A 24,539-nucleotide genomic window follows, 5' to 3' on the forward strand; every position below is an offset into this window, starting at 1 on the left:
ACCCTGAGATCGTCGGTCGTTCTGTCTAGATTCGGTGCATGACCAACCATCGCGGACGCGCGGCCGAGCCGGTGCCCGCATCACACCCGGTGCACCCGCCCAAGCGGGAGGTCTTCGACGTACCCGGGATGACGAACACGGACAACAAGGGGTTCGTCCGGCCGGTCGAGGAGTACCGCGTCACCGACTACGGGCTGTACATGTCGCGCCACGCACCCGGACATCCGCGGTTCGATCACCTGGAATCCTGGCTCCTGCCCGCATTGGGACTGCGCGCCAACATCTTCCACTATCAGGGCGGCTACCGGGAGGGTCAGCGCCTGTATCTGGATGTCGGCCGCTTCGCCGGCCCCGACGACGCCGGGAGGTGGTACGCCGAGGACTGGTATCTCGATCTCGTCGACGTACCCGGCACCCCGCCGGTGCTGCTCGACACCGATGAACTGCTCGAGGCGCACCGGGACGGGCTCCTCGACACCGCACAGTGCGTCGAGGCCGTCGAGATCGCCACGCGCGCGCTCGTCGGTACGGCCCAGCACGGGAACGACGTCCAGGCCTGGCTGGACGCCGCGGCGGGCGGCGTGGTGGCCTTCAGCGACCACGACCATCGCCGCGGCGGCGCCCGGTAGATCTCGACAGACCTCAGAGGTCTCAGTAGGTGGGAAGGACGAAACAGGCTCCGTTGCGGATGAAGTCCGGGAGCTGGACGCCGGTACCGACGGTGACCGCTCGCGTCTTCTCCACCCCGTCGAGGGTCGCCTTGAGCACGTATCGACCCGGTGTCGACGGGCGCCACGTCGGCCTGACCTCGACACTCGTGGGCTTCCGGTCGTAGATGGTGACCGTGCGACCGGCACCGACGGATGTCACCTTCAGATTCGACTTCGCCGAGCCGGGGTCACCGACGAGCACGGACAGCTCGTAGGCACACCCTGCGCCGTACACGCCGTAGTTGAACGAGCCGTTGGCCGACGACCCGTACCCCGGGAGGGTGTCCACCGCGATGCCCTGCAGGGCCGCCTCGGCAGGCGCGGCCAGTGCGACACCGGCGCACGTCACCGCACCGAAAGCTATTGCGCCGCCGACAATCCGCGCGCGACCCCTACGTCCCCGACCGACCATGCTGTGCTCCACTCCTGGGCTCGTCCTCGAGCACACCACCACCGCGGAGGCGTGCGACTCACAAGCTAGCAGCGCTCCGCACCGCGCGTAAGCATTTTGGCAACGTTTGTAGTCAGTTTTTGTGCCGCGCGCCTCTCACCCGGTGACGACTCGCACCGTGGCCGGTCTGCCGGGGTCGCACGAGCCGTACAGATCCGGCCCGGCCGGCGCGAATCCACCGTCGGCCAACCGGTCGACCAGGCCTTCGGCGGCAGCGGCATCACGGGCCGTCACCTGCAACTCGACCGCTGCCGCGTCGGTGACGTCGACGGCGGTGGCCAGTTCACCGGCCACCGCCCACAGCCGATTGACCAGACGCGCGGACGGACCGTGCGGATCGGGTTCGGACGCGACGAGTTCAGGGACGGGATCGGCGACCCGGCGACGGCGGACATTCATCTCGAGCGGCACGAGACGCTCATCCCAGACCCGCGCCGCGGATGCCGCCAGATCCTCGGGGGCGCCGGAGTTGTCCAGCCACACGTCGGCGACGGCACGACGCTGTTCGTCGGTCGCCTGCGCGGCGATGCGGGCGCGGGCGTCGGCCTCGGCGACACCGCGCATCGTCGTCAACCGGTGCAACCGCACGTCGGCTTCGGCGAACACGATGACGACCAGATGGAAGAACGGCGCCGTGTGATTCTCCACCAGCAACGGAATGTCCTGCACCACAATCGCGTCCGCCGGCGCATCGTCGAGCAAGGCTTGCGTCCGCGCCCCGATGAGCGGGTGGGTGATGCCGTTGAGGGTCTGCCGCGACTCGTCGTCGACGAAGGCCTTCGCCGCGAGAGCCGGACGGTCGAGGCTCCCGTCGGTGGCCAGGATGTCCGGCCCGAACGCCTCGACCAGCGCCGCCAGACCCTCCGACCCCGGCTCGACCACCTCCCGGGCGATCTTGTCCGCGTCGATGATGTACGCGCCCCGCTCGACGAACGTCTTTGCCACGGTCGATTTGCCGGCGCCGATGCCACCGGTCAGTCCAAGCCTGATCACGACCCCAGTCTGACAAACGCCTTCACGTTGGAGTACGTCCGGGGCAGTCGCCCTGCACACCATCACGCCGCGGTCAACGAAGCGGCCTCCCAACAGAACGTACGAACTCGTCTGCTGCTACTTGAACGGGTTCAGTGTGCGCCCAAGGCGGTAGCCGATACGTCCGGGGATGGGGCGCATCGCGGCCGCGGACACCTTGTTGATGACGCCGGGGATGCAGACGGGTTTTCCGGCCTTGACCGCGGCCCAACCTTCGCGGACGACATCTTCGGGTTCCTGCCACATGAATCCCGGCAACCGGTCCGCGGCGTCGCGGGTGCCCATGACGTCGTGGAACTCGCTGTGCGTGAAGCCCGGGCACAGTGCTGTCACATGAATGCCGTGCGGTTTGAGCTCCATATCCAGCGATTGGGACATGTTCAGCACATAGGATTTGATCCCGGTGTAGAGCAGGCCCTCCCCCGGGGCGATACCGCAGCGAGAGACGACAGGTTCACGATCCGTCCCCAGCGCCGTGCTTTCATGTCGGGTATCACGCGATGGGTCAGCTCGGTCACCGCCGTGACCATGAGCTGGAGTTCGGCGGCAACCGATTCCCATGGGGTCTCGGAGAACTTGGTGCTCGAGGACAGGCCTGCGTTGTTGACCAGCACGTCGATCGGCATCCCCAGCTCGTCCGCCCGATCGATGATCGCGGCGGCGGGAGCGGCCGGGTCACTCAAGTCGGCCGCAATGACCTCGGCGAGAACGCCGTGTTGCTGACGGAGTTCGGTTGCGAGCTCGTCGAGCCGGCCTGCCCGTCGCGCCACCAGGATCAGGTCGTGGCCTTCGGCGGCGAGATGTCGGGCGAACGCGGTTCCGATTCCGGCGGAGGCTCCCGTGACGAGAGCTGTGCGGCGGGGAGGGTGTGCGCTCATCGCGGGTCGCCAACGTGGCGGTCCAGGAAGTCGAGCTGGTCGGCGACGATGGTCTCGAAGTACGGGTCGAGGTAGGGCTCGAAATGGCCACAATCGTAGGTGTGCACCTCGCCTTTCGGTATGCGGCGCGCTACAGCCTGGGCTTTGTCGATCGGCGTGACGTCGTCCTTCGCTGCCAGTTGGACCAGCACTGGGACGTTGATCGCCGCTGCGTGACGTCCGGGAGAGTAGAAGGGCACGCGCAGTGCGATCCGGGCGGCGACGTCGTTTTCGGCGAGCAGTTCCTCACGCATGTCCCCCATGCGTTCGACTTGCTCGTAAGCGCCTGGCGAGGTCATCATCGCGACGTCGCCGGGTCGCCCTATCGCGGCCATCCGGTAGGGCGTCCGTCCCGTCCACGCCCGGAATTGATCACGCGCCCCGGCGATGATCAGTCGCGCCACCAGTGTTGGAGACTGGGAGAACGCTGACGCGGGGCCGCTCACGTGCGGAACCTGGACGATCGCGGCGACCACATCGTGGTCGTGGGCAGCCAGTTTCAGGACGTGGCCGCCGCCGAAAGACGACCCCCACGCCACCACGCGCCGCGTGTCGACGCCCTCCAGGCCCCGAACGTAGGCGATTGCGGCATCCCAGTCACTGAGCTGTTTTCCGATGTCGAGAATGCGACGCGGCGACCCGCCACTGGCACCCCAATGGCGGTAGTCGAAGACAAGCGCGGCATACCCGGCCTGCGCGAACCGTGCGGCGTAGGCGTCGAGCCTCAGTTCGCGGAATGCGGCGAAACCGTGAGCGAGGACGACGATGGGCGGGTTCACGACCCCATCCGGGCGGTAGAGCCAGGCTGCGCACTGGACATCGCCGGACTCGAACGTGACATCGGATCGAACGTAGGTGAACTGACGCGTCATCGATGGACCTCCATCAGGTATCTTGAATGGCGTTCAACAAGCTAGCAGCTTCTTGAATGCCGTTCAAGACCAAGTGGTGTGGAGGTGGTGTCCGTGGCGCGGAACAAGAGGCCGCAGGCTGCCGACGAGAAGCGCCAGGAGATCGTCGCGGCCGCCCGGAGGCTGTTCATCGAAGGCGGATATGAGGCGACGTCGATGAGCAGGTTGGCGAAGGAAGCCGGGGTGGCGCCCAACACCATCTACTGGTATTTCGATGACAAGGATGACGTGCTCGTTGCAGTCGTGTCCGCCGTCATGGCCGATGTCTGGCCCCAGTATCAGGCAATTGCAGACGAGCCGATCGCCGCTCGGGTGTTGTGGATCGTGCGGCGATTGACCGAGATGAGCGGTCTGGTGACCACAGTGCACTCTCGCGTACCACACTCCTCTGCAGTAGCGGAGTGGCACAACAATTTTCACCTCCTCACGGCCACCTTGTTCCGTGCCGAGCTGGAAACAGCAGGCGTCCCTGCGGAGACCGTCGACGCCGAGGTGACGATCGCCGTGTTCACCGTCGAGGGACTTTTGATGCACACGCGGGACGAAGGCGAACAGCGCACCATATGCGAGACATTGGCCCATCGGTGGCCGTCGGCCACAAGCTAGCCGGGGCGCTGGCCCGGACCGGTGATCAGTACCGGCGCCGCTCCTCCAGGACCTCGAAGGTCCGGCGGTCGGCGGCCGTGTGATCACCCCGGAACCGACCGATGGGTGTCGCCATGATCGCGTCGGCGCCGAACTCGGTGACGCCGAGAAGCCGAATCACGGCCGCCCGGGCAGAGGCCTCGCCGTCGGCAGCGGTGACAGCAGCCAGAACCTCGTGAGGTCTTGCCTGCGCGGCGACGACGGCCCGCATGTACTCGAGGCGCTCGGTGTCGTCGTCTGCCGTGTTCCGACGCCGATCGCGAGGCGACGGGGCCGGGCGAATCGGCCCGTCCCACACAAAGAGTGCGTCGGGCAGCGTCTCCGGTTCGGCGAGGTTGTCGACCTGCAGCAGGACGTCGCCGCGGTCGTTCGCCACCCGCACCAGCAAGCCGGTCGAGTCGTCGAAAACCAGGACGACCGCGCCCGCGCCCGCCCCGACGAGTCGGACCGACCACCCGGGCCGGCCGCCGATGTCCTCAGGGCTCGTCGCGTCGGCCGCCAACCCGGCACTCATCTTGTGCAACAAGGAGTCCGGGCCCAACAGATCGAGTGGGCTGAACCGAGCACCCAGAAGTGCCATACGGATGTCGCCGTCGAGCTGCTGCATGTGATCGTCGACGCGAACGACCGAGGACCGGCCATTCGCGAGGTATATCGGTCTGCCGGCCCTCTCGACGCGCCATCTCCCGCCCGGGGCGTGCTGAAAGTCGAAGGCAATCTCCTCGTCCGGCGACTCGCGGACCGCCAATGTACCGGCCACATACACCGATTCGGCGGCCGCATTGCGACCGGCGAGCTCCACCCACGACGGCGTTTTCATACGTGCAGCCTAGGCTGAATCGGACCGACGGGTTCCACGCCCCGCTCGACGGAACCGACTGCGTCGTGCGACGGTGACGAGATGTCGAACGCCGACCCGGACTTCGGTCTGCTCTTCCCTACTGCGAACGCCGATGTCCACGACTTCGCCAGCCTCGCGGGGCGAACTTCACCGCGGTCGACGCTGCAGGTGGTCGAGCTGCCGTGGCCGGCAGAGACGCATTTCGAACTGGGCAGCATGTCGGACCGAGATCTGGCGGCCACTGTCGCCCGGCTCGGTCATCCTTCCGCGATATCCGATGCGCTGAGTGGTTCTGCGGACCGGTTCGACGCCGTTGCATTGGCGGTCACCTCGGCGAGTTTCATGCTCAGCCCGAGTGCCCACCGGCGACAACTGACAACCATCGAATCGACAGCCCGGTGTGCCGCGACCTCGACGATGCGTGGATTTCAGGAGGCACTGGCCCATCTCGGGGCGACTGCCGTCAGCGTCGCCTCGGTGTACCCGCCGCATTTCACCGACCGATTCATCGAGCACATCGCCAAGTCCGGCACTTCGGTCATCCACCGGGTCGATGCGAACGCTCGCACCGATCGTGACCTGGCGGAGTGGGGCGATGCCAGGATCATCGACCTGGTCGATAAGGCCGCTCATCCCGATGCGCGGGTCGTCCTACTTCCGGAAACTGCTCTGCACACCGACCACTTGACCTCTGCCCTCGTGCAGGCCGCCGGGGTTCCGGTGTTGACCGCCACGCAGGTGACGGTCTGGTCCCTATTCCGGGCCGTCGGCCGGGTACCGCGAGCTGACGACGCCGGACCCCTGTTCCTCGGCTGAGTACTGCGCGGTGTCGTGGCCGCACCACCGGAACGGATGTTACGAAACAGGCAGAGACCTCGTACCACCCGCGCGATCCCGGATCGGGAACACGCCGGCGGGACGAGGTCTCCGTGGACTGCCGGTCAGCCCGTGACGGCGGCGAGTTCGATGGTCTCGTGCGGCAGTTCCGCCTCACCGACCTTCTCGTTCTTGTTCAGATCGATGGCGACGATCTTCTTCGCCGCCGGATCACTGACGTACGCGATGCCCTCCTGGACGACGACGTTCGGCATCGGGGACTGCCACTCGTCCGGTTCGGTCCACGCACCGATCGCCGGGATGGTGGCGGTCTTCGTGGCCGTGTTGACGTCGAAGACGTGCAGGGCGCCGTCGGTTCCCAGGATCACCGCGGAACCTCCGGGACCACGCTCGATGGACCGGAAACTGTACGAGGTGCCGAGATCGACGAGACGGAGCTGACCGGTGCGGGTGTCGGTGAGCGAGAAGCGCGTCGGGCGTTCGAGTTCGGCGTCGGGGTCGGACTTGTAGTCGCCGAGGATGATCGGGGACTCGTCGCTGCCTGCCTGGTTGCCGATCCGGCCGTAGGGGTCGGGGCTGTCCACCTTGCGGATGTCGTTCCCTCGCACGATGAGAAGGCCGTCCTCACAACCGAAGGCGAGGACACCGTCGGCGCCGGCGGCCTCACCGTGCACTCCCGGGCACTGGTCGTTGCGCACGATCTCCTTGCGCTCACCGTCGAGGATCGCGACCCCGCTGCGCGAGTCCTCGTTGCCGACGGTGACGACGACGGTGCCGTCCTCCCGGAACACCGCGACCCCGTGGTGGGGCTCGGGGAGTGTGAACGAGGTCGATGCCGGGTTGCCACGGAGAAGTTCGGCGGGTTCGACGATCTCGACCTCGCCGGTCCCGTCGGTGAAGAGTGTGATCCGGGAGTCATGGGGCACAACGTGTCCGGGCTCCTCGCCGCCGAAGGTCATGTCGGTGAGGGCCGGAGTGGTCGTGTAGTGGTGACCGTGGTCGCCGTGCTGGCGCGTCCAGGTCCCCATGTCGAGAACCCGGAATCCGTCCGACTCGGAGACCAACACGTTCCGGCCGTTGTCGGCGCTGTTGAGTCGGATGAAGCCGTCGACCGGAAGGTCGGCCACCTGCTCGAGCGACTCCGCGTCGAGAACCAGGATGCCGCCGTCGTAGCTGAGCGCGAGACGCGGTGTGGCGCTCTGCTGTTCGACGGCCTTGGCCGAACTGGGGGCAGCGGGCGTCGAGTCGCCGGAATCCTCGCTGCCACAGGCGACGAGCGCGAACGATGCGGCGGTGAGGATCGCCAGAGATCGGGTCAGATTTGTCCGTTGTGCAAACACCCGAACAGTGAACAGCTCAATGAAAATGATTGTCAACAACGCATGGATGCAGGTGAGCCCTCGCGTCCGCAGCTATCCTTCCGAGCACTCGCGCCCGGGAGTCAGGTCAGCAATGGTCGCAATCCGTCGAGTACGTGCATGAGCCCGAACTCGAAGGCGTCGTCGGGGGCGCCGGGCGCCTGATGGAGCTCACCGACCGCACTCCCGACCCGGTCCGCAAGGGGGAACGCGCCGTCAGGAACGACCGCCGCGAGTGCGGGGCCGACGATCTCCCACCATCGCGCATCGCTCATCCCGGTCTCCACGGCTGCCGACCGCTCCCCGACCGCTTCGCGGGCGTTGCCGGTCACGAAGGCGCCGATCAGTGCGATGATGTTGTCGCGCTGCACATCCGAGATGTCGGCAGACTCGAGCAGCTCGAGCTGTCGCTCATAGCGGGCGAGCCGGTGGGGCCCCAGCACCTGGCGCCAGGGCGTGGCCTCCAGCAGCCACGGGTGGGCGAGACACTCGGCGCGCAGTGCACGCGCGACACCCGCCAGCGACTCCACCACGGTCGGCGAGCTCGGAGGCATCGGCGCGTCCGCCGCCACCTGGTCGACCATCAGCGCCACCAAGACGTCACGTGTCGGTACGTAGGTGTAGAGACTCATCGGCCCGACGCCCATCTCGGCGGCCAGTGCGCGCATCGACACCGCGTCGAGTCCCCCCGCATCGGCGAGGCGGATCGCCGTCGTCACGATGTCGTCGATCGAGACCCGCTGTCGCGGACCGCGCCGCGGACCTTCGACTCCGGCCTCGGCCCGCCACAACAGCCGGACCAGCACGCGTGCGTCATCAGCGGTCGACACGGCGAAGCCTTTCCCGTACGGTGTACCGAGTAGAAACTCCGTACACCGTACCAAGAGGAGCCCCTGCTGACCATCCAGGCCACATATCTGCCGGATCTCCATCAATTCGCCCTGTGGTCGTCACACGATCCCGATGCCGCACACCGTCCGGACTCGTGCCGCCTGGCGGTTCCCGAGGGCCGCGGCCTCGTCGTCCGCGACGTCCGTTGCGACCTCGTCGACGTCCCGACGCTCGTCGCCGCAGGCGAACCGGGCGAACCGGGCGAACTCAGCGCGTCCGGTCCGGTCGCCGAGTCGGTACACGCCTGGCAGCGCACGCTCGCCGGTGATTCCGCGACGTCACTGCCTCTCGCCGCGCACGCCGAGGTCGACCCCACCGGCACCGCGATGACCACGGCCGAGTTCGCGCGCTCGGCGATGCACGACTGTCTAGCCGCAGAGGACGCACTACGCGACTCGCTTCGAGCGAGCCTGCGGCCGTATCAGATCCGCGGCGTCGCATGGCTCGCCCGTACCGCGGAGGTCACCGGTGGCGCCGTGCTGGCCGATGAGATGGGACTCGGCAAGACCGTCCAGGCCATCGGGCTGCTGACGCTCCGGGCACACGAGGGACCCCAACTGGTCGTCTGCCCGACGAGCCTCGTGACCAACTGGGCACATGAGATGACCCGCTTCGCGCCCACACTCGACGTGCACACCGGACCTCTCGATCACACCCCGGAGGCGCCCGGTTCGGTCGCCGTGATCTCCTACGCGAGACTGCGGTTGAGCATCGAGGCGATACGCCGGTATCCCTGGGCGACAGTCGTGTTCGACGAGGCGCAGGCCTTGAAGAACCCGCGGACCCAGGTCTCCCGCGCGGCCAGCTCCATCGACGCCCGCGCTCGCATCGCGTTGACGGGCACGCCCATCGAGAACAGTCTCGACGACCTCTGGGCGATCCTCCGCGTCATCGCGCCCGGAGTGTTCCCCCACCGGGCGGTGTTCCGACGCCGATTCACCAGGGCCCTGGACGACGGTGACACCGGAGCACTGCACCGACTCCGGGTCGCGGTGTCGCCGGTGGTGTTGGCGCGTTCCAAATCCCGCGTGGCGTCGGCACTGCCACCGAAGATCTCCAATCCCGTTCTCGTCGATCTGACCGACGAGCAGGCGCAGCTCTACGACGCCCATCTTGCACGCGTGGAAGACGATGGGTTCGGCGATGGATTCGAGAGGCACGGAAGGATTCTCGCCACCCTCACCCGGCTCAAACAGATCTGCAACCATCCCGGTCTCGTCACCGGCGACACCCGAGTGCTCACGGGCCGCTCGGGCAAACTCGATGTGTGCACAGAGATTCTCGTCGACAACCTGCGTACCGACTCCCCCACGCTCGTCTTCACCCAGTACCGCGACACGGGCGAACTCCTGGTCCGTCACCTCGCCGAGCAGTTCGGTGTCGACGTCCCGTTCTTCCACGGCGGTCTTCCACCGGGCCGGCGCGATGAACTCGTCGCCGACTTCCAGGCCGGCCGGGGCCCGGGGTGATGGTGATGAGTCTCAAGGCCGGCGGCGTCGGACTCACCCTTACTCGCGCGTGCGACGTCATCCATTTCGATCGCTGGTGGAATCCCGCGGTCGAGGCCCAGGCCTCCGATCGGGTGCACCGCATCGGTCAGCAGCGTCCGGTCACGATCACGACCCTCACGTCGGCCACCTCTCTCGAGGAGCACATCGACGACCTGCACCGCCGCAAGTCCGCACTCAGCGCGCACGCCGACGACTCCTCGGCCCTCGCCGAGCTGACCGGCCTGAGCGACGAGCGGCTGATCGACGTCCTGCGCCGCAATCGGGAGGTGCGATGACCGCCGGCCCACCCGCCGAGTTCGGCTTCAGCCGCTGGGGTGCCGAGATCGTCCGGCTCGCCGAGCCGATCTCGACGCGCTCTCCCAACCAGCTCGCGCCACGCGCCCGCAGTGTCGCCCGCAATGGCGGAGTCACGCTGACGGTCGACGGACGATCGGTCAGCGGTCTGGTCCAACGGGGTGGCGAGGCGTCGGTGGCACATCTCGAATTCGGCCCGATGACCTCGGCCACCGCGTCAGCCCTGCGCGAGCTGCTCGGCGCGTCCACCGAACCGACCGACGACATGTACCACCGGCTGGTCGAGGCCGCGGCGTGGTCGCCCGCCGGTCTCGATGTCGCCGACTGTTCGTGTCGCGCGCGCGGCGATCGGTGCCTGCACATCCTCGCGACGCTGTACGCGCTCGCCGCCGCGGTCGACCGGGAGCCCGCCCTTGCCCTCCGGCTCCGCGACTTCGAGGGATCGCTCGACGGCTCGTCCGTCGACGCCGCACCGGATCCCGACGCACCATCGAGTCGGATACCCCCGCGCTGGTCGGCGCTGACCGCGTTCGATGTCAGGGACTACTGGCAGTCCGGGCCTCGCGCCGACCTCCCTCGCTGACCGGAGGTGAGAACGAGAGAAGCCCTCCCGGTTTCCCGGGAGGGCTTCTCTACTGCTCGGTGAGCGGGGTGTGTCAGGCGTTGCCCGACAGCTTCTCGCGGAGCGCAGCGAGCTGCTCGTCGCTGGCCAGCGATCCGCCCGCCGACGACCCACCGGTCGAGCTGCTGCTCGACGAGGAGCCTCCGCGGCTCTCCGTCGCCGACGAGTAGTCGGTCGGGACGTTGGCGGCCTCGGCGGCGGCAGCGGCGAACTTCTCCATCTGGGCCGTGTGCATCTTGTGGCGACGCTCGGCCTCGGCGTACCGGGCCTCCCATGCCTCACGCTGCTTCTCGAAGCCTTCGAGCCATTCGTTGGTCTCGGCGTCGAAGCCCTCGGGGAAGATGTAGTTGCCCTGCTCGTCGTAGCTGTCGGCCATGCCGTACTTCGAGGGGTCGAACTCCTCGGTGTAGTCCTCGTTGGCCTGCTTGAGGCTCAGCGAGATCCGGCGACGCTCCAGGTCGATGTCGATGACCTTGACCATCGCGTCGTCACCGACGGCGACAACCTGATCCGGCACCTCGACGTGGCGCTCGGCCAGCTCGGAGATGTGGACCAGACCCTCGATGCCCTCGTCGACGCGGACGAACGCACCGAACGGCACCAGCTTGGTGACCTTGCCCGGCACGATCTGACCGATCGCATGGGTGCGGGCGAACTGACGCCACGGATCTTCCTGGGTTGCCTTGAGCGACAGCGACACACGCTCGCGGTCCAGATCGACGTCGAGGACCTCGACGGTGACCTCGTCGCCGACTGCGACGACCTCGGACGGGTGATCGATGTGCTTCCAGGACAGCTCGGAGACGTGAACCAGACCGTCGACACCGCCGAGATCGACGAACGCACCGAAGTTGACGATCGAGGACACGACGCCCTTGCGGACCTGGCCCTTCTGCAGCTGGTGCAGGAACTCGCTGCGGACCTCGGACTGGGTCTGCTCGAGCCATGCACGACGCGACAGGACCACGTTGTTGCGGTTCTTGTCGAGCTCGATGATCTTGGCCTCGATCTCCTTGCCGATGTACGGCTGCAGATCGCGGACGCGACGCATCTCCACCAGCGATGCCGGGAGGAAGCCGCGCAGCCCGATGTCCAGGATCAGGCCGCCCTTGACGACCTCGATGACGGTGCCCTTGACGGCCTCGTCCTTCTCCTTGAGCTCCTCGATGGTGCCCCACGCACGCTCATACTGCGCGCGCTTCTTGGAGAGGATCAGACGACCTTCTTTGTCCTCTTTGGTGAGAACCAGGGCCTCGACCTCGTCACCGACGTTGACGACCTCATTGGGGTCGACGTCGTGCTTGATCGACAGTTCGCGAGAAGGGATGACGCCTTCGGTCTTGTAACCGATGTCGAGCAGAACCTCGTCCCGGTCGACCTTGACGATGGTGCCTTCCACGATGTCGCCATCGTTGAAGTACTTGATCGTGGAGTCGATGGCGGCGAGAAAGTCCTCGGCAGTGCCGATGTCATTGACGGCTACTTGCGGCGAGGTGATCGTGGGGGACGACATATGTTGAGTTGCTCCGGACAGGTGTGTAGTAGGTACGATTTCGTCAAAGCTTTGTTGATCGACACCACCTGGACCAGCCTGTCACCGGTCAGGTCAGGTGCGAACCGCGCGTCATAGCGCACACGCGCGTGTAGAAGCCTACTCCAGCGGCAATGTGCTGGGCAAATGGCTCGTCGCATGAGTGCGCACCGACGAGCGCCCCGCGGGCGGATGAGATGATCGCCTGGTGGCCCACTCGCTCGAACTCCTCCTCGACGACTCGTCCGACCAGCAGGTTCGTGCCGAATGGGCCGCACTCGCCACGGCGGGATTGCCCCATCAGGGGCGCGTCGCCTCGGCGACCAACCGGCCCCACGTGACGCTCGTGGCCGCGTCGCGGATCGATCCCCAGGCCGATGCGGCGCTCGCCGGGGTCGCCATGCGCCTGCCGGTCGGCATGCGGCTCGGCGCTCCGATCGTCTTCGGCGCCGGCACCCGATCGACGCTCGCACGACTCGTGGTGCCGTCGAGCGAACTCCTCTCGGTCCATGCGCAGGTCTGCCGGCTGTCCGCCGACTTCGTCGAGTCCGGACAGGCGGGCGCCTCGGCGACGCCCGGGAGTCGCGGGTCCGCGTTCGCGCACACCTCCCCCGGGCAGTGGACACCGCACGTCACCCTCGCACGACGGATGGACGCCGAGCAGCTCGTCCGGGCACTGGCCGTCCTCGACCCGCGCGCCGAGATCGTCGGCGAGTTCACCGCGCTCCGCCGCTGGGACCCCGACGAGGGAGCCGACGTGGTGCTCGCGGGGCGGGCCTGCTGAGGGACGCCACGACAGCGCCGCCGATCACGCCCGAGAGACCCGAACGGCGTCAGGCGGATGCGCGGCCGGAGCCCGGGCCGCCGGGCAATACGCCGAGAAGGCGCCGAAGCCGGGACCTCCGCCGGAATCGCGGACAGGAGCCGGCGCCGCACAATGCGCACTCGGTGCCTGCCCGATAGTGCTCGTGCGCCGCTCGGTCGTGACCGCATCGGCAAGTCTCGTCGCCCACGGCGCAAAGATTACCCACTCGGGACCGAAATCCACCGGCTATGACGTGAGGTCGCTACACGGAATACTCGGTCACCCAGTCGACGAGCATCTCGCCACCCGGCACCGTCGGCCCGCCGAAGTTGTCGAGTTGCAGACAGAGGTGCATCGAGCGGGGCGGAAAACGGGAGACGTCGGTGCTCTGCGCCCACAGCTCTCCGTCGAGGTACACCGCGATGCGGCGCGGGGTCCATTCCACCGCCCACGCGTGCCATCTCGTGGCGTCGACCTCCACCCGGTGATGTTCGATGTCGTCCTGCGCTCCGTAGTGCAGGTTGTATTCGACCGAACGGCGGAGCGGATCGATGATCTCCATGAAATCGATCTCGCCTCCGACCGGCCAGTCGTTGGTGTCGGGCCATAGCAGCGCCACCGCGTGCCACGTCGGCGCGGCCACCGAGGACCGCGAGCAGATCTCCCAGCGCCCGAATCTGCTGCCCCCGCCGCGAACGGCCATCCCGCCCGAGCTGCCGTCCGGGCGGGCGGTGATGACCAGGTTGCCGTCCGAGACGGCCACCGCGTCGGGCGTCCGACGGCCGTTGTCGGCGTGACCCGGACCGTCGTAGATCCACCAGTTGTCCAGCGAGGCCTCGGTGTCGAAGGAATCCAGTTTCGACGGACTCCCCCATCCCCCACGCTGCGCCGCGGTGGCGGTGCACCGTTCCGGATCCGCCGATGACGACCCGACGCCGAGCTGATGACCACCGACCAGGGCGAGGACGGCGATGACCGCGAGCGGCAACGCGATCCAGAGGTATCGACGGGACAGCCCTCCGGAGCGACTCCGTTGACGGTGGCGGTTCACCGGCGAGCCCGTGCGTCGATTCGGCCCACGAGATCTCCGTACGCCTGCACCGAATGCTGCCAGGACGCGGGATCATCGAAGGTCGTGTCGCGCATCGTCGCGACGGTGACGAGGGCATCGCGCAGGGCACCGATGTCCCCCGACGGGAAGAACACGCAGCCGTCGTAACCCCGCGCCGCCTCCGTCAGGGACGGTACGGCGGTGATCGCCACGGGGAGGCCGAGGGACATGCCGACGTGCAACGGGCCGCTGGCCGACGATCTCCGGTACGGCAGGACCAGGGCGTCCGCGCCGGCGAGCCAGCTCGCCGCCTCGGCGTCGGTCACGTAGCGGTTGACGAAGGTGATCCGATGGGAGAGCGGACTCGTGCCGATGCGCTGGGCGGGCAGCTCCCACCCTTCCCAGGTCTCCCCGATCACCGTCAGCCAGAACCGTTCCGGGTTCTCGAGGGTCTCGAACGCAGAGATGAGATCCTCGAGCCCCTTGTAGGGCCGGATGGTGCCGAAGTAGGTCAGGTTGGTGCAGTCCGCCGGCGCCACCCGCGTCGGTCGGGAACTCGACGAATACTGCCGGAAGGGCCCGTGCCGTACGACCTCGACGGGTTTCGAGCCGATCGGATAGGTCGTGGCCAGGGGTACCAGATCCGCCTCGGAGTGGATGACGAAGCCGTCGACGAGTCGCAGCAGGAGCGTCATCATGATGCGGGTGTACCGACGCACGAGAGGTATGTCCGCCTCGCCGGTGTCCTGTATCTCATGCATCTCCATGATGATTCGCGATCCGCGGCACCGTGCCACCGCGGCGAGCAACAGATAGCTGTGCGCGACGGTCCCGGTCCACCACTGGAAGGTGACCACGTGCGGGCGACGCCGCCACAACAGCAAGAGGGCCCGGAACATGGACGGGAACCAGAACCAGTCGACCCCGTCGTAGACGTGCATCTCCCGTGGATACTCGAGGTCGGCGATGGGTTCGCCGACCCGTTCCGCGCCCGGGTACATCCGGGTCGGCAGCAGGCGTCGCATCAGGACGACCGAAGTGTCGTACCGCGTACCGAGCGCTTCGCTGAGAGCGTGCGTGTAGTAGCTGATCCCGCTCACGAAGTGCGGCCCGGAGCCCACGACCATCACCCGCTCGATGCCGGTGTCCGGTACCGAGGGTGCGGGGGCCTCCTCGATCACCAACGGGTGAGTCCGTTGAACCACGTCACCACATCCTCTCCTTGCAGGCACGACGGATCCAGGTGCGGTCCCGTGCATTCGACGATCGAGATGTCCGCCACGCCACCGAACCGCGCGCGGAACGCATCGGCATTCGCCGACGTCGGGACCAGGGTGTCCGACGGGCTCACGTAGAAGCGGATGTTGCTGCCGCTCAATGATTCCACCGGCAGTTGCATCGGATCGACCGCAGCCGGATCGGGGTTCGCGTCCGCGATACTCGTCCGATAGTCGGCAGGCGCCTGGTCGAAATTCAGCGCGGGCCCGATCGCGGCGAGCCCTCGGGGCCGCAGGTCCGGATCTTTCGCCAGCAGGTTCATCGCGGCGATCGCTCCCATCGACTCCGCGAGGAAGAACACGTCGGAGACGCGATACCGGTCGGCCGCCCAGGTCGCCAACTCGGCGTAGTTCAGCTGGGACGCATTGTTTCCGAATGCATTTCCGCCCGCACGACTGGCCACGACCGCGTAGCCCGCGTCCGTGAGATCGCGCACGAGAGACCGGTGCGGGTCATCCTTCTCGAGGATCGACTCGTCTTCGTCGAGCCCGTGGAAGTAGACGACGACGCCTCGTGTGGTCACATCCGCGTCGACGACGCCCACAGTGTTCTCCCCGTCCACGACCACGCGGTCACGGGTGAGGCCGCCGTCGTCGACCGTCGAGCACCCCGTCGACGCGAGCACTGCCGCCAGCATCATGACGAGGCCGACACGGCGCATCACTGCACACCCGCCACTGACTCGTACAGCGATCCGACCCGACTCGCACGCACCGGAGCGGTGTACTCGTCGCGCACACGCTCGGAACCGGAACGCGCCAGCTGTTTCCGCAGGAGGTCGTCCTCGGCGAGCCGGACGAGTGCCGCGGCGAGATCGTCGACGTCCCCCGGTTCGACCAGCAACCCGGTCTCCCCGTCCTCGATGAACTCCGCCGGCCCGCCCGACCGGCAGGCGATCACCGGTAGCTCGCACAACTGGGCCTCCAGCAAGATCATGCCGAACGGTTCTGCGTAGGACGGACAGGCGAGCACGTCGATCGCGCCCAGCACGCCGGCGATGTCGTCGGTGTGCGGGACGACCCGCACCGCCTCACCGAGCAGTTCCGCACCCAGTGCGGTCAGCTCCGACAGGTACCGTCCATCGTCGGTCCCCGGCGAACCCACCAGGGCCAACTGCAACGGGTGTCCCTTCTCCCGGGACCGCGCAACCGCTCTGACCAGGATGTGCAGACCCTTCTCGGGGTCGACGCGGCCGACGGCGGCCACGATCAGTTCGTTCGGGCGTGCCGCGAGCCGTGCCCGCCACGGGGTGTCGGCCGCGCCGTTCCCTTCTCGGCGGGTGTCGAACCGGCGGGGGTCGACGCACTGCGGGACCACGACCACTCCGGCTCGGGCCCACGTCGGCACCTGGTCCCGTGACGCGGCGCTGATGGCGATGGTCGCACCGGACATGCGGATCAGCGCGCCCAGAATCCAGCGCGGGAGACCCGGCGCGACGATCTCGTGGAGTTCGAGCACCGGCCTCGCCCCGGTGAGCAAACCCGCGATCACGCAATCCACGTGCGTCATCAGCAGATTCGAGTGGATCACGTCGGCCTCGGTCTCCCGGACCGAGCGAACCAGCCGGCCGGTCGCCCGGACCGTTCGCCACACGCTGGTCGACAGCGCACGCAGACCATGCCACCGGCGGCCATCACCGGACCGCAATCCCTGCCGGGCGGGAACATCCAGCGCGTGGAACCCGAGACCCGTCTCGCGCCAGCGCTTCTCGAAAGTCCCGCCTGCGGGAGCGGCGAGGGTCATGTGGATCGCGGACTGCTCGAAGTGCGCCGCGATGTTGAGGAGGCTCTGCTCGGCGCCGGTCACGTCGGGCGACGGAGAGACCGCCAGGACCCTGATCACCGCACCCTCCCTCCCGCGACGATCGCGCCGAAGTCATGTGTCAGCGCGGCGAGCGCAGCGCCGACGCGGTCGGCGTCGACGACGTTGTCGTGGAACGAGACCGACAGCAGACTCGCCTCGCGGGTGTGCAGGCCGACAACCGTCACCCCGTGGGGCCCATCGGGTTCGGAACTGCTCGCGTACACCGGACGGCCACCGGGCGCGAACGGGATGTCGGTGCGCATTCCGACATCGGAGAAGGAGACGACCGCGGGCATGCCCCGGTCGGCAGACTCGGGGATCGCGGTGCGGTGCCGTCGTCCGCCGGTACGCACGGAGGACAGGACCGCCCCGGCCAGGGGCCGGCCCGTCCGCAGACCCGAGCGGATCGACTGCGACACATCCGAGATCGAGGTGCGGTCGTCGATCCGGATCGGCAGCGAGCCGAGGAAGTTGCCGTTGATCCAGTCCCCGTCGAGGTAGGTTCGCAGGTCGACGACGACGTTCGAGATCGGCGCGATGACGATGCCGGCCTCACGCAGCGCCCGGGTGACCGCGAAGGCCATGACCGCGAAGTTGCTGACCTTGCCCGACGCCTCCCGCGCGGCGGACAACGCCTCATCGCGGACCGCACCGTCGATACTGGTGTACAACGTCTTCCGTGAGGGTCGCCAGGGCACCGTCAGACCGGACGCCGGCGTCTCCGGACGATCCGGCCGGTCGGTGAAGGCCGCGCGCAGCCGTTTCGGGTCTCGCCCGAAGGTCGCCCAGGCGGCGGCGAGAACCGGTGCCCGTCCCGAAGGGTGCGAGGCCACCGGCTTGTACCCGCCACCGGACGCCGCGCCGGCCACGGCCTCGATGAGGGCGCCGTTGCTCCGCCCGTCGCCGAGCGCATGCCAGACCACCATCCCGAGATATCCCGGGTACACGACGAACTGGAGCGGCAGGTGCGGGTCGGCGTCCGCGACCATCGCATCCACGACCTCACCGATACCCGTGGTGTCGTCCCACGCCGCGCCCTCGGTCACCATGGCCTCGGTCGGCGCTCCGGGTATCCAGCGCAGCTCGTCGCGGTCGAGTCCCCATCCGATGCGGGCATGGGGATTCTCCTCGGCCACCCTGGCCACCGCCGCCCGGACACCCTCGAGGGGTGGCAGGTCGATGGGGCCGAGCAGCAGGCTCAACACCGTTCCGACCCATGGCCGGTCGCGCCTCTGCAACGCGAGGGGGTCCGTCCGACCGGTGCTGCTGCCGGCCCCGGTGTCACTCGTCACCGCATCGCTCGTCACGGTTCTACTCATCTCAAAGCCTCCTGGTACAGGTAGACCCACGCGCCGGGACGGTCGTCGACGACCTCCCACCGCGGGTCGGTGGACACGTGGGCGCGTAGGTTCGCGACCGAGTCGGCCGGGAACATTCCGAAATAGGCGCCGTAGGCCCGCATCGGTTCGGACAGCACGAGATACGTCGGCCGGTCCCGTCCGGTCACGACCGACATGAACTGCTGGTAGTCGGTGTCGGACGCGAAACTCCGGCCGCGCATTCCGGGTACGAACATCAGCGAGTGGTCGTAGGTGTCGGTGAACTCGGCGAAGCGCACGTAGTCGCCGGTGCTGCGCTCCGGCCACGTCGGCACCAGCGGCGTGACGTAGGCGGGAAAGACGTTGCCCTCCAGCAGCTCCTCGCTTGCCGCAACCTGCGGGGCACCGATCAGATTCGTGTACCAGTTGGCCGAGGACGCCTGTGCGGCCATCACGGTGACCAACAAGAACACCGCGAACGCCGGCACGGATATGGCCGGCCGAGAACGTAATCCACCCACCAGCGCCGGAGCCAGGACGAATGCGCAACCGACCAGCGAGTAGAGGAACACGCGGAACACCGCTTCGCCCCCGTAGCTCTGGCCACCGAGAATCAGGATGGGACTCAGCGCCAGCACTCCCAGCGCCCAGACCGGCTGGCGACGTCGCCATCTGATCAGCAGGACGGTCGCGGTGGCGCCCCACATCGACACCGTGAGAAGTCGCATCACCCAGCTCGCGACGACCTGTCCGGCCATTCCGGTGAGTCCCGCACCATTCGTCCGCGCATTGCCCGTGACATCGCTGGAGAACAGCGTGTACTGCGATACGACGTCGAAGTTGTAGGCGAGAACCGCGGCGAGGGCCGCGGCCATCAGCAGGACGACCCACCAGGGCTTGAGTTGTCGCCCCAGCACGAGTAGGCAGGCAGCTCCCAGGACCCAGTACGGGGTCAGCTGATGGGAGATGGCGAGAGCAGCGAAGAGGATCACCAGGGCGAGGGTCCCCGCGGGCCGGGTCCGGGACAGCCCGATGAGAACGAGGATGCCGACCGTGAGGAGGATGGCGAAGGCCTGGGGAGCGAAATAGTCCTGTTCCACCCAGTTCAACGACACCACCAGGAACGTCGCCGTCAGACTCTGGTCCCGCGTCAATCGCCAGGCACGCGCCGCGGCGTAGACCAGAGCGGCCAATGCGAGACAGAACACCGGGGTGAATCCGTGCGCGATGTCGATCGGCTCGACGCCGGTGAGATCGCTGAGCCAGGCGGTCAGTGCGAAGAGCCCGGGCCAGCCGTTGTAGACGTCGACACCGTGCGCGAGCGAATGACTCTGCTGGACATGGTCGACAACACCCAGGTGTTTGTAGGTCCATGCATACATCGGCTCCTCGGTGGAGATCGCCCGCGGAAGCCGCTGACACACGACCATCGCGACGATCGCCGTCACCGCCGCGGGCGAATTGCGCTGTCGTATCGCAACACCGAAACCCAGTGCGGCGAGCACGATCGAGATCGCATACGTCGGCGACGCCCCGGCGAGCAGTCCGAACTGGTTGAAGGCCGACGTCGGGATCGTCCGGACGCCGTGGACGAAACACGCCAGGCAGAGCGCCAGCACGACCCAGGGTGTCGCCACCCGGCGCCACGGCGGGCGGACCCGTGCCGCCGACCCCGCCGCTGTCGAACCCGTGGCTGCCGATTCGCGTGCGGTGGTGATGGGCTCGATGGTCGGGGTGGCCGTCATCGCCGCACCGCCCGGGACGCGAGGTACCTGCCACGCAGCAGTCCTCCCACGCTCGTGAGCGCGCCGAGGCCCGCCAACAGCGCCGATGGATCCCAGAACCCGGCCATCAGCAGACCTGTCACCGAGAAGGTGCAGATGGCCGAACCGAGCGTCGGGACCAGCACCCAACGCGCCGAACCCGGCAGGTATGCCGAGAACGACACCGCGAGTGAACCGGGCCCGGCCAGGACGAACACTGCCACCGCCAGCGCCTGCAGCGCGCCCGGCAGCACCCCGGCCGCCGCCAGCATGCCGATCGCCCCGCACCAGACGGCGGTGCCTGCCAGGCGGCCCGCCAGGATCGTGTTGCCCCGGTCCCCCCACATCTGCTCGCGACGAAAGTCGAAGAGCCCGGCGACCCCGCGCGCACGGTTGCGCAGCGGAGTGCCGCTACGCCCGGCGAGTCTGCCTCGCAGCAACCTCCACGGACCACGAACGACGCCGGTCAGCTCCCGCCGGCGTACCGTGGCCAGCTCGGGCTCCGCCGCGAGCGCCGCGGAATGCTCGACGTCGGTGACTGCTCCCAGATGGCGCACACCGACGACGAGTCGTTTGGCGACCATGCCCGTGGTGCGGGGATGCACCAGCATCTTGACGAGCAGGGCGCTCAACCCGACTCCGTAGTCGTGCATCTGCTTGTCGAGTTCGGCGACGGTCTCCCGATGGCTGTGCCAGACGATCGCACCGGGCTCCCTCGCGAGGAGCCGGCCCGACAGAAGGATCCGCACGAAGATGTCCATGTCCTCACCGCTCCCGGCGGGCGACCCGGCGCCGAGCGCCTCGTCGAACCCGCCGAGTGCAGTGACCGCCGCCTTGCGCACAGCGAAGTTGGCGCCCGTCCCGAACTCCGACACGCGAAGCGGGAACAGGTCGTCGTCCGCCGCGTGGTCGTCGAGCCCGTAGAGCGCCGGTTCCCACCGCCGGGCCCAACCGACCCGATGGTCGAACCAGGCCTGCGTCGGCGTCAGCACTTCCACCGACGGCACCATCCCGCAGACGCAGGCCACGCGATAGTCCCGTTCGAAGCCGATCACGAGGCGATCGAGCCACTGCGCGTCGATGACCACGTCGTCATCGGTGAAGGCGACGATGTCGTGGATAGCATGGCGGACACCGACATTGCGGGCGATCGACAATCCCTGCCCGACCGCGTCGACGACCCGCACCGGAAGGCCGGAAGCCGCTTCGACGACGGGCCGGGTGACACCGCTCGCCGGGTTGTTGTCGACCACCAGGATCTCGAACTCCGGGTAGTCGAGTTCGACGAGGCTCGCCAACAGCCGCGCGAGATGGTCCGGGCGGTCCCTGGTGCAGATCACCACCGACACCGCGGGTGAGGTCTCCCGACGCGGTTGCGACACGAGACCGGGCAGTTCACGGGCGCGTGTGCGCAGAATCGACCCGTCGACCGTACCGTCGACGATCGGGACCTGGACGAAGCCGAGAGGTTGACCGTCCCGTCTGACGAGAAACCGTGCTTCGGAGAAGCCGGAGCCGCCGACGACCTCGATCCGCCCGGGCGGGATGTCCCCGTCCTCGACCTGCCCCACCCAGACGGCTCCCGACCACACCGGACCCGCGCCCACGATCTGTCTGACCGGTGTGAGCGTCGCCGGTCCAGTGGACGTCTCGGTGTCTCTCATCGCTTCTCCTTCTTCCGAGACGAGCCGCGGGACAACACTTCGCGACCACGGGCACTATCACCGAAGTACCTGCGCCCGAACACGATCCCCGCTCCCGCGGTGAGTACTGCCTGATGCGCGAGAACGACCCACGCCGCACCGACGGCTCCCAACGCCGCGCAGCACGCCGGCATCATCGCGAACAGCAGGATCGCGGTGGCGCCGCTGAGTACCAACGGCGCCCGAAGACGCCGCTCCGACTGCCGCAGCGCCGCCCACATCAGATAGGGCAACCGGATGATCGAGCCCGCGCACAGCACCACGACCACGGCAAGAGTCGTGCCCCTGTCGTAGGCCGGGTTGAGCACATGGAGCGCGGTGGGAACGACTGCTGCGGCGCCGACCGATCCGAGCACGGTCACGACACCCGCACGGGCCATGAGCCTCTTGGCCATCGCGCCGGCCGAGGCGGGCTCCGCGGACGCATGAACCGCCAGCGACACCGCCATCGACGCACCGATGAAGTCGAGGGTGGACACGATCGCGAAGACGAGGGCGAATCGCGCACCGTCTTCGGGACCGGCGAAGAGTGTCACGAGAAATGGAGTGAGGGCGAGAACGCCCAGGTTGAGCCCGGACAACGCGGTCGTACGGCTGACCACGCGATGGAACTCGACCATCGCCTGTCCCGCGGAGATGGTTCCGCTCGTGGGTAGCCCGTCACCGGTGTCGATCAGCCGCCTGATCGACGGCCGCAGCACCACCACCATTCCCGCAGAGGCGATCACCACCGCGAGGGGCACGCTCTGCCACGCGATGGTCGCACAGAGCACCGGCAGCACCACGATCTTGGCGACGCCGTGCGCGATGTTCGACGGCGGTGTCCAGTTCGCCCGCCCGATGGCGATCAGCGTGGCGCTCTGCAATCCGTATGCCGACCAAGCGATGATCCCGACGACGACGACGGCGGCAACCGCGTAGTCGCCGCGCACCTCGGACAGCGAGGTGATGACCACCAGGCCGCTGACGATTCCGGCGACGGTCGACAGCACAGTCGTCAGGCGGAGGCCACGCCGGAACACGGCTGGGCGGTCGCGACCGACGGCGGGCAGGATCGCGGTGTAGGCGTCGCCGACACCCGCGGCGATGACCGATCCGACCGCAGTGATGACCGACAGGACGGCCGTCATCACACCGAGCTCGTCCGGTGCCACGAACCGCGCCGAGAACGCCCAGAAGGCAACCCCGAGAACAGCATTGATCGCCGAACCGATGGCGACCGCAATCGCTTCGCGTTGCACTCGCTGAGCGCCGTACCGTGAGGTCGATGGATGCCCGGCGTCGAGGTCAGCTGACATTGCGGGATCTCGCCCAGCCCGAGTCGCCGCGCGGTTCCGGCGCGGCTGGCACCGGCGGCAGGTTCCGGACCGGGCCCACCGACCGGGCCGACCTGCGCTGATGGGTGAATTCCTGACGGATCGTCCGCAGCACCCGGAGTCCGTCGCGAACCGCGTTGAGGTTGCTCTCTCCGTGGATCCTGTTCGCCTCGAAGCTGTGCACCTCGGCGACCCGAAGACCGCTCACCGCGATACGGACGTTGATGAGTGTCTCGATCTCGAAACCGTCGCCCCACTGCGGATCGGGCTCAGCCGTGGACGGCAGTTGCATGACGCCCAGACACTGCCGCCAGAACGCGTTGTAGCCGTAGCACAGATCGGTGAACCGACACGAAAAGAGGGTGTTCACAATCAGATTGAGTCCCCAGTTCCCCACGCGGCGAACCTTGGTGATGTCCGCGCTGCCGCCGCCGGCCACGAACCGTGAGCCCTTCGCGTAGTCCGCACCGTCCACGAGCGTCGAGACGTACCGCGAGATCTCCTGCGGGTCAGTACTTCCGTCGGCGTCGATCATCACGATGATCTCGCCGGACGAGGCCGCGAAACCGCAGGCCAGCGCATTGCCCTTGCCCTTGCGGGATTGGGTGACGTGTATGCCGTCGGGCCACAGGGCACGACCCACCGCCACCGTGTCGTCGACCGAATGCCCGTCGACGACGACGATCTCGTCGACGTCCGGTGGCATCCGCGCCGCGACATGCGGCAGGTTCCTCGCCTCGTTCATCGCAGGCACTATCACCGAGACCTTCGGGCGCGGGGTTCCCGGCGCCAGATGGTCCCAGATCCCGGGAACAGCAGAACTCCCCCCGGGAGCGAATTGATTCTCCCCCATGACAAAAACCTTTTCCGGTCGACCAGAAGCGAAGCGCTCACACATGGTCGGTCCGACATGCCGGCAACCGCGGCGGCCTGTCGGACCAGTGAGTTGC

Annotated in this window: 21 protein-coding genes and 2 pseudogenes; 6 read left to right on the forward strand and 17 right to left on the reverse strand. The window is 67.8% G+C overall.

Annotation, left to right across the window (positions count from 1 at the left end):
- Nucleotides 1-38 precede the first annotated feature (38 nt).
- Nucleotides 39-629 carry a ribonuclease FAU-1 family protein gene (locus tag AC3B5T_RS21730; RefSeq protein WP_055475849.1) on the forward strand — a complete coding sequence of 197 codons (591 nt, stop codon included), beginning with the start codon at nucleotides 39-41 and terminating at the stop codon, nucleotides 627-629.
- Nucleotides 630-651: 22 nt separating this feature from the next.
- Here the strand turns inward: AC3B5T_RS21730 and AC3B5T_RS21735 are convergent, their stop codons facing one another.
- The 4 genes and pseudogenes from AC3B5T_RS21735 to AC3B5T_RS21750 all read right to left on the reverse strand — a co-directional run bounded on the left by AC3B5T_RS21735 (nucleotide 652) and on the right by AC3B5T_RS21750 (nucleotide 3,982).
- Entirely contained in the window at nucleotides 652-1,122 is a 471-nt protein-coding gene (locus tag AC3B5T_RS21735; protein WP_035717260.1) for a hypothetical protein, read from the reverse strand.
- Between the two features lie 135 nt (nucleotides 1,123-1,257).
- On the reverse strand, nucleotides 1,258-2,154 hold the full coding sequence (gene coaE, locus AC3B5T_RS21740; protein WP_055475850.1) for a dephospho-CoA kinase: 897 nt from the start codon (nucleotides 2,152-2,154) through the stop codon (nucleotides 1,258-1,260).
- A gap of 117 nt (nucleotides 2,155-2,271) precedes the next feature.
- A pseudogene (locus AC3B5T_RS21745) lies at nucleotides 2,272-3,071 on the reverse strand (SDR family NAD(P)-dependent oxidoreductase).
- The gene (locus tag AC3B5T_RS21750; RefSeq protein WP_055475851.1) at nucleotides 3,068-3,982 is read right to left on the reverse strand and encodes an alpha/beta hydrolase; all 915 of its coding nucleotides are present in this window, start codon (nucleotides 3,980-3,982) and stop codon (nucleotides 3,068-3,070) included. Before AC3B5T_RS21750 ends, AC3B5T_RS21745 begins: the two are co-directional and overlap by 4 nt.
- A gap of 93 nt (nucleotides 3,983-4,075) precedes the next feature.
- Between AC3B5T_RS21750 and AC3B5T_RS21755 the strand changes: the two genes are divergently transcribed.
- Complete coding sequence (locus AC3B5T_RS21755; RefSeq protein WP_197282775.1) at nucleotides 4,076-4,627, forward strand: TetR/AcrR family transcriptional regulator; 552 nt, start codon at nucleotides 4,076-4,078, stop codon at nucleotides 4,625-4,627.
- Nucleotides 4,628-4,652: 25 nt separating this feature from the next.
- Here the strand turns inward: AC3B5T_RS21755 and AC3B5T_RS21760 are convergent, their stop codons facing one another.
- A complete protein-coding gene (locus tag AC3B5T_RS21760; protein WP_055475852.1) occupies nucleotides 4,653-5,486 on the reverse strand; it encodes a hypothetical protein in 834 nt (277 codons plus the stop codon).
- Nucleotides 5,487-5,567: 81 nt separating this feature from the next.
- Here AC3B5T_RS21760 and AC3B5T_RS21765 point away from each other — a divergent pair, with 81 nt between their 5' ends.
- Nucleotides 5,568-6,323, forward strand: a complete 756-nt coding sequence (locus tag AC3B5T_RS21765) for an aspartate racemase/maleate isomerase family protein (RefSeq protein WP_055475853.1) — start codon at nucleotides 5,568-5,570, stop codon at nucleotides 6,321-6,323.
- Nucleotides 6,324-6,448: 125 nt separating this feature from the next.
- On the opposite strand, the gene aztD is transcribed toward AC3B5T_RS21765, so the two are convergent.
- Complete coding sequence (aztD, locus tag AC3B5T_RS21770; protein ID WP_055475854.1) at nucleotides 6,449-7,684, reverse strand: zinc metallochaperone AztD; 1,236 nt, start codon at nucleotides 7,682-7,684, stop codon at nucleotides 6,449-6,451.
- Between the two features lie 101 nt (nucleotides 7,685-7,785).
- Nucleotides 7,786-8,532 carry a TetR/AcrR family transcriptional regulator gene (locus AC3B5T_RS21775; protein WP_197282776.1) on the reverse strand — a complete coding sequence of 249 codons (747 nt, stop codon included), beginning with the start codon at nucleotides 8,530-8,532 and terminating at the stop codon, nucleotides 7,786-7,788.
- A 162-nt stretch (nucleotides 8,533-8,694) separates the two neighbouring features.
- On the opposite strand from AC3B5T_RS21775, the pseudogene AC3B5T_RS21780 reads away from it, so the two are divergent.
- Both AC3B5T_RS21780 and AC3B5T_RS21785 read left to right on the forward strand, forming a co-directional pair.
- A pseudogene (locus AC3B5T_RS21780) lies at nucleotides 8,695-10,379 on the forward strand (DEAD/DEAH box helicase).
- A complete protein-coding gene (locus tag AC3B5T_RS21785) occupies nucleotides 10,376-10,981 on the forward strand; it encodes an SWIM zinc finger family protein (RefSeq protein ID WP_055475856.1) in 606 nt (201 codons plus the stop codon). Before AC3B5T_RS21780 ends, AC3B5T_RS21785 begins: the two are co-directional and overlap by 4 nt.
- A gap of 73 nt (nucleotides 10,982-11,054) precedes the next feature.
- Here the strand turns inward: AC3B5T_RS21785 and rpsA are convergent, their stop codons facing one another.
- A complete protein-coding gene (rpsA, locus tag AC3B5T_RS21790; RefSeq protein WP_055475857.1) occupies nucleotides 11,055-12,533 on the reverse strand; it encodes a 30S ribosomal protein S1 in 1,479 nt (492 codons plus the stop codon).
- Nucleotides 12,534-12,759: 226 nt separating this feature from the next.
- On the opposite strand from rpsA, the gene AC3B5T_RS21795 reads away from it, so the two are divergent.
- Complete coding sequence (locus AC3B5T_RS21795) at nucleotides 12,760-13,335, forward strand: 2'-5' RNA ligase family protein (protein WP_055475858.1); 576 nt, start codon at nucleotides 12,760-12,762, stop codon at nucleotides 13,333-13,335.
- 283 nt (nucleotides 13,336-13,618) lie between these two features.
- On the opposite strand, the gene AC3B5T_RS21800 is transcribed toward AC3B5T_RS21795, so the two are convergent.
- From AC3B5T_RS21800 to AC3B5T_RS21840, 9 genes are read right to left on the reverse strand one after another with little or no spacing between them, the layout of a single operon-like run.
- The gene (locus AC3B5T_RS21800) at nucleotides 13,619-14,407 is read right to left on the reverse strand and encodes a glycoside hydrolase family 16 protein (RefSeq protein ID WP_010842435.1); all 789 of its coding nucleotides are present in this window, start codon (nucleotides 14,405-14,407) and stop codon (nucleotides 13,619-13,621) included.
- Complete coding sequence (locus tag AC3B5T_RS21805) at nucleotides 14,404-15,612, reverse strand: glycosyltransferase (RefSeq protein ID WP_231632707.1); 1,209 nt, start codon at nucleotides 15,610-15,612, stop codon at nucleotides 14,404-14,406. The genes AC3B5T_RS21800 and AC3B5T_RS21805 overlap by 4 nt, the downstream gene beginning before the upstream one ends.
- Nucleotides 15,585-16,346: an alpha/beta hydrolase gene (locus tag AC3B5T_RS21810; protein ID WP_010842433.1), complete on the reverse strand. Its 762-nt coding sequence runs from the start codon at nucleotides 16,344-16,346 to the stop codon at nucleotides 15,585-15,587. Before AC3B5T_RS21810 ends, AC3B5T_RS21805 begins: the two co-directional genes overlap by 28 nt.
- The gene (locus tag AC3B5T_RS21815; RefSeq protein WP_055475860.1) at nucleotides 16,346-17,527 is read right to left on the reverse strand and encodes a glycosyltransferase family 4 protein; all 1,182 of its coding nucleotides are present in this window, start codon (nucleotides 17,525-17,527) and stop codon (nucleotides 16,346-16,348) included. The genes AC3B5T_RS21810 and AC3B5T_RS21815 overlap by 1 nt, the downstream gene beginning before the upstream one ends.
- The gene (locus AC3B5T_RS21820; RefSeq protein WP_035717242.1) at nucleotides 17,524-18,807 is read right to left on the reverse strand and encodes a hypothetical protein; all 1,284 of its coding nucleotides are present in this window, start codon (nucleotides 18,805-18,807) and stop codon (nucleotides 17,524-17,526) included. The genes AC3B5T_RS21815 and AC3B5T_RS21820 overlap by 4 nt, the downstream gene beginning before the upstream one ends.
- Nucleotides 18,804-20,552, reverse strand: coding sequence for a hypothetical protein (locus tag AC3B5T_RS21825; protein WP_055475861.1), 1,749 nt, complete (start codon nucleotides 20,550-20,552; stop codon nucleotides 18,804-18,806). The genes AC3B5T_RS21820 and AC3B5T_RS21825 overlap by 4 nt, the downstream gene beginning before the upstream one ends.
- Nucleotides 20,549-22,234, reverse strand: a complete 1,686-nt coding sequence (locus tag AC3B5T_RS21830) for a glycosyltransferase family 2 protein (protein ID WP_055475862.1) — start codon at nucleotides 22,232-22,234, stop codon at nucleotides 20,549-20,551. Before AC3B5T_RS21830 ends, AC3B5T_RS21825 begins: the two co-directional genes overlap by 4 nt.
- Nucleotides 22,231-23,571 carry a lipopolysaccharide biosynthesis protein gene (locus AC3B5T_RS21835; RefSeq protein ID WP_055475863.1) on the reverse strand — a complete coding sequence of 447 codons (1,341 nt, stop codon included), beginning with the start codon at nucleotides 23,569-23,571 and terminating at the stop codon, nucleotides 22,231-22,233. The genes AC3B5T_RS21830 and AC3B5T_RS21835 overlap by 4 nt, the downstream gene beginning before the upstream one ends.
- Nucleotides 23,561-24,442 carry a glycosyltransferase family 2 protein gene (locus tag AC3B5T_RS21840; protein ID WP_425307025.1) on the reverse strand — a complete coding sequence of 294 codons (882 nt, stop codon included), beginning with the start codon at nucleotides 24,440-24,442 and terminating at the stop codon, nucleotides 23,561-23,563. The genes AC3B5T_RS21835 and AC3B5T_RS21840 overlap by 11 nt, the downstream gene beginning before the upstream one ends.
- Nucleotides 24,443-24,539 lie beyond the last annotated feature (97 nt).

This window comes from Gordonia sp. G4 (genome assembly GCF_057770005.1).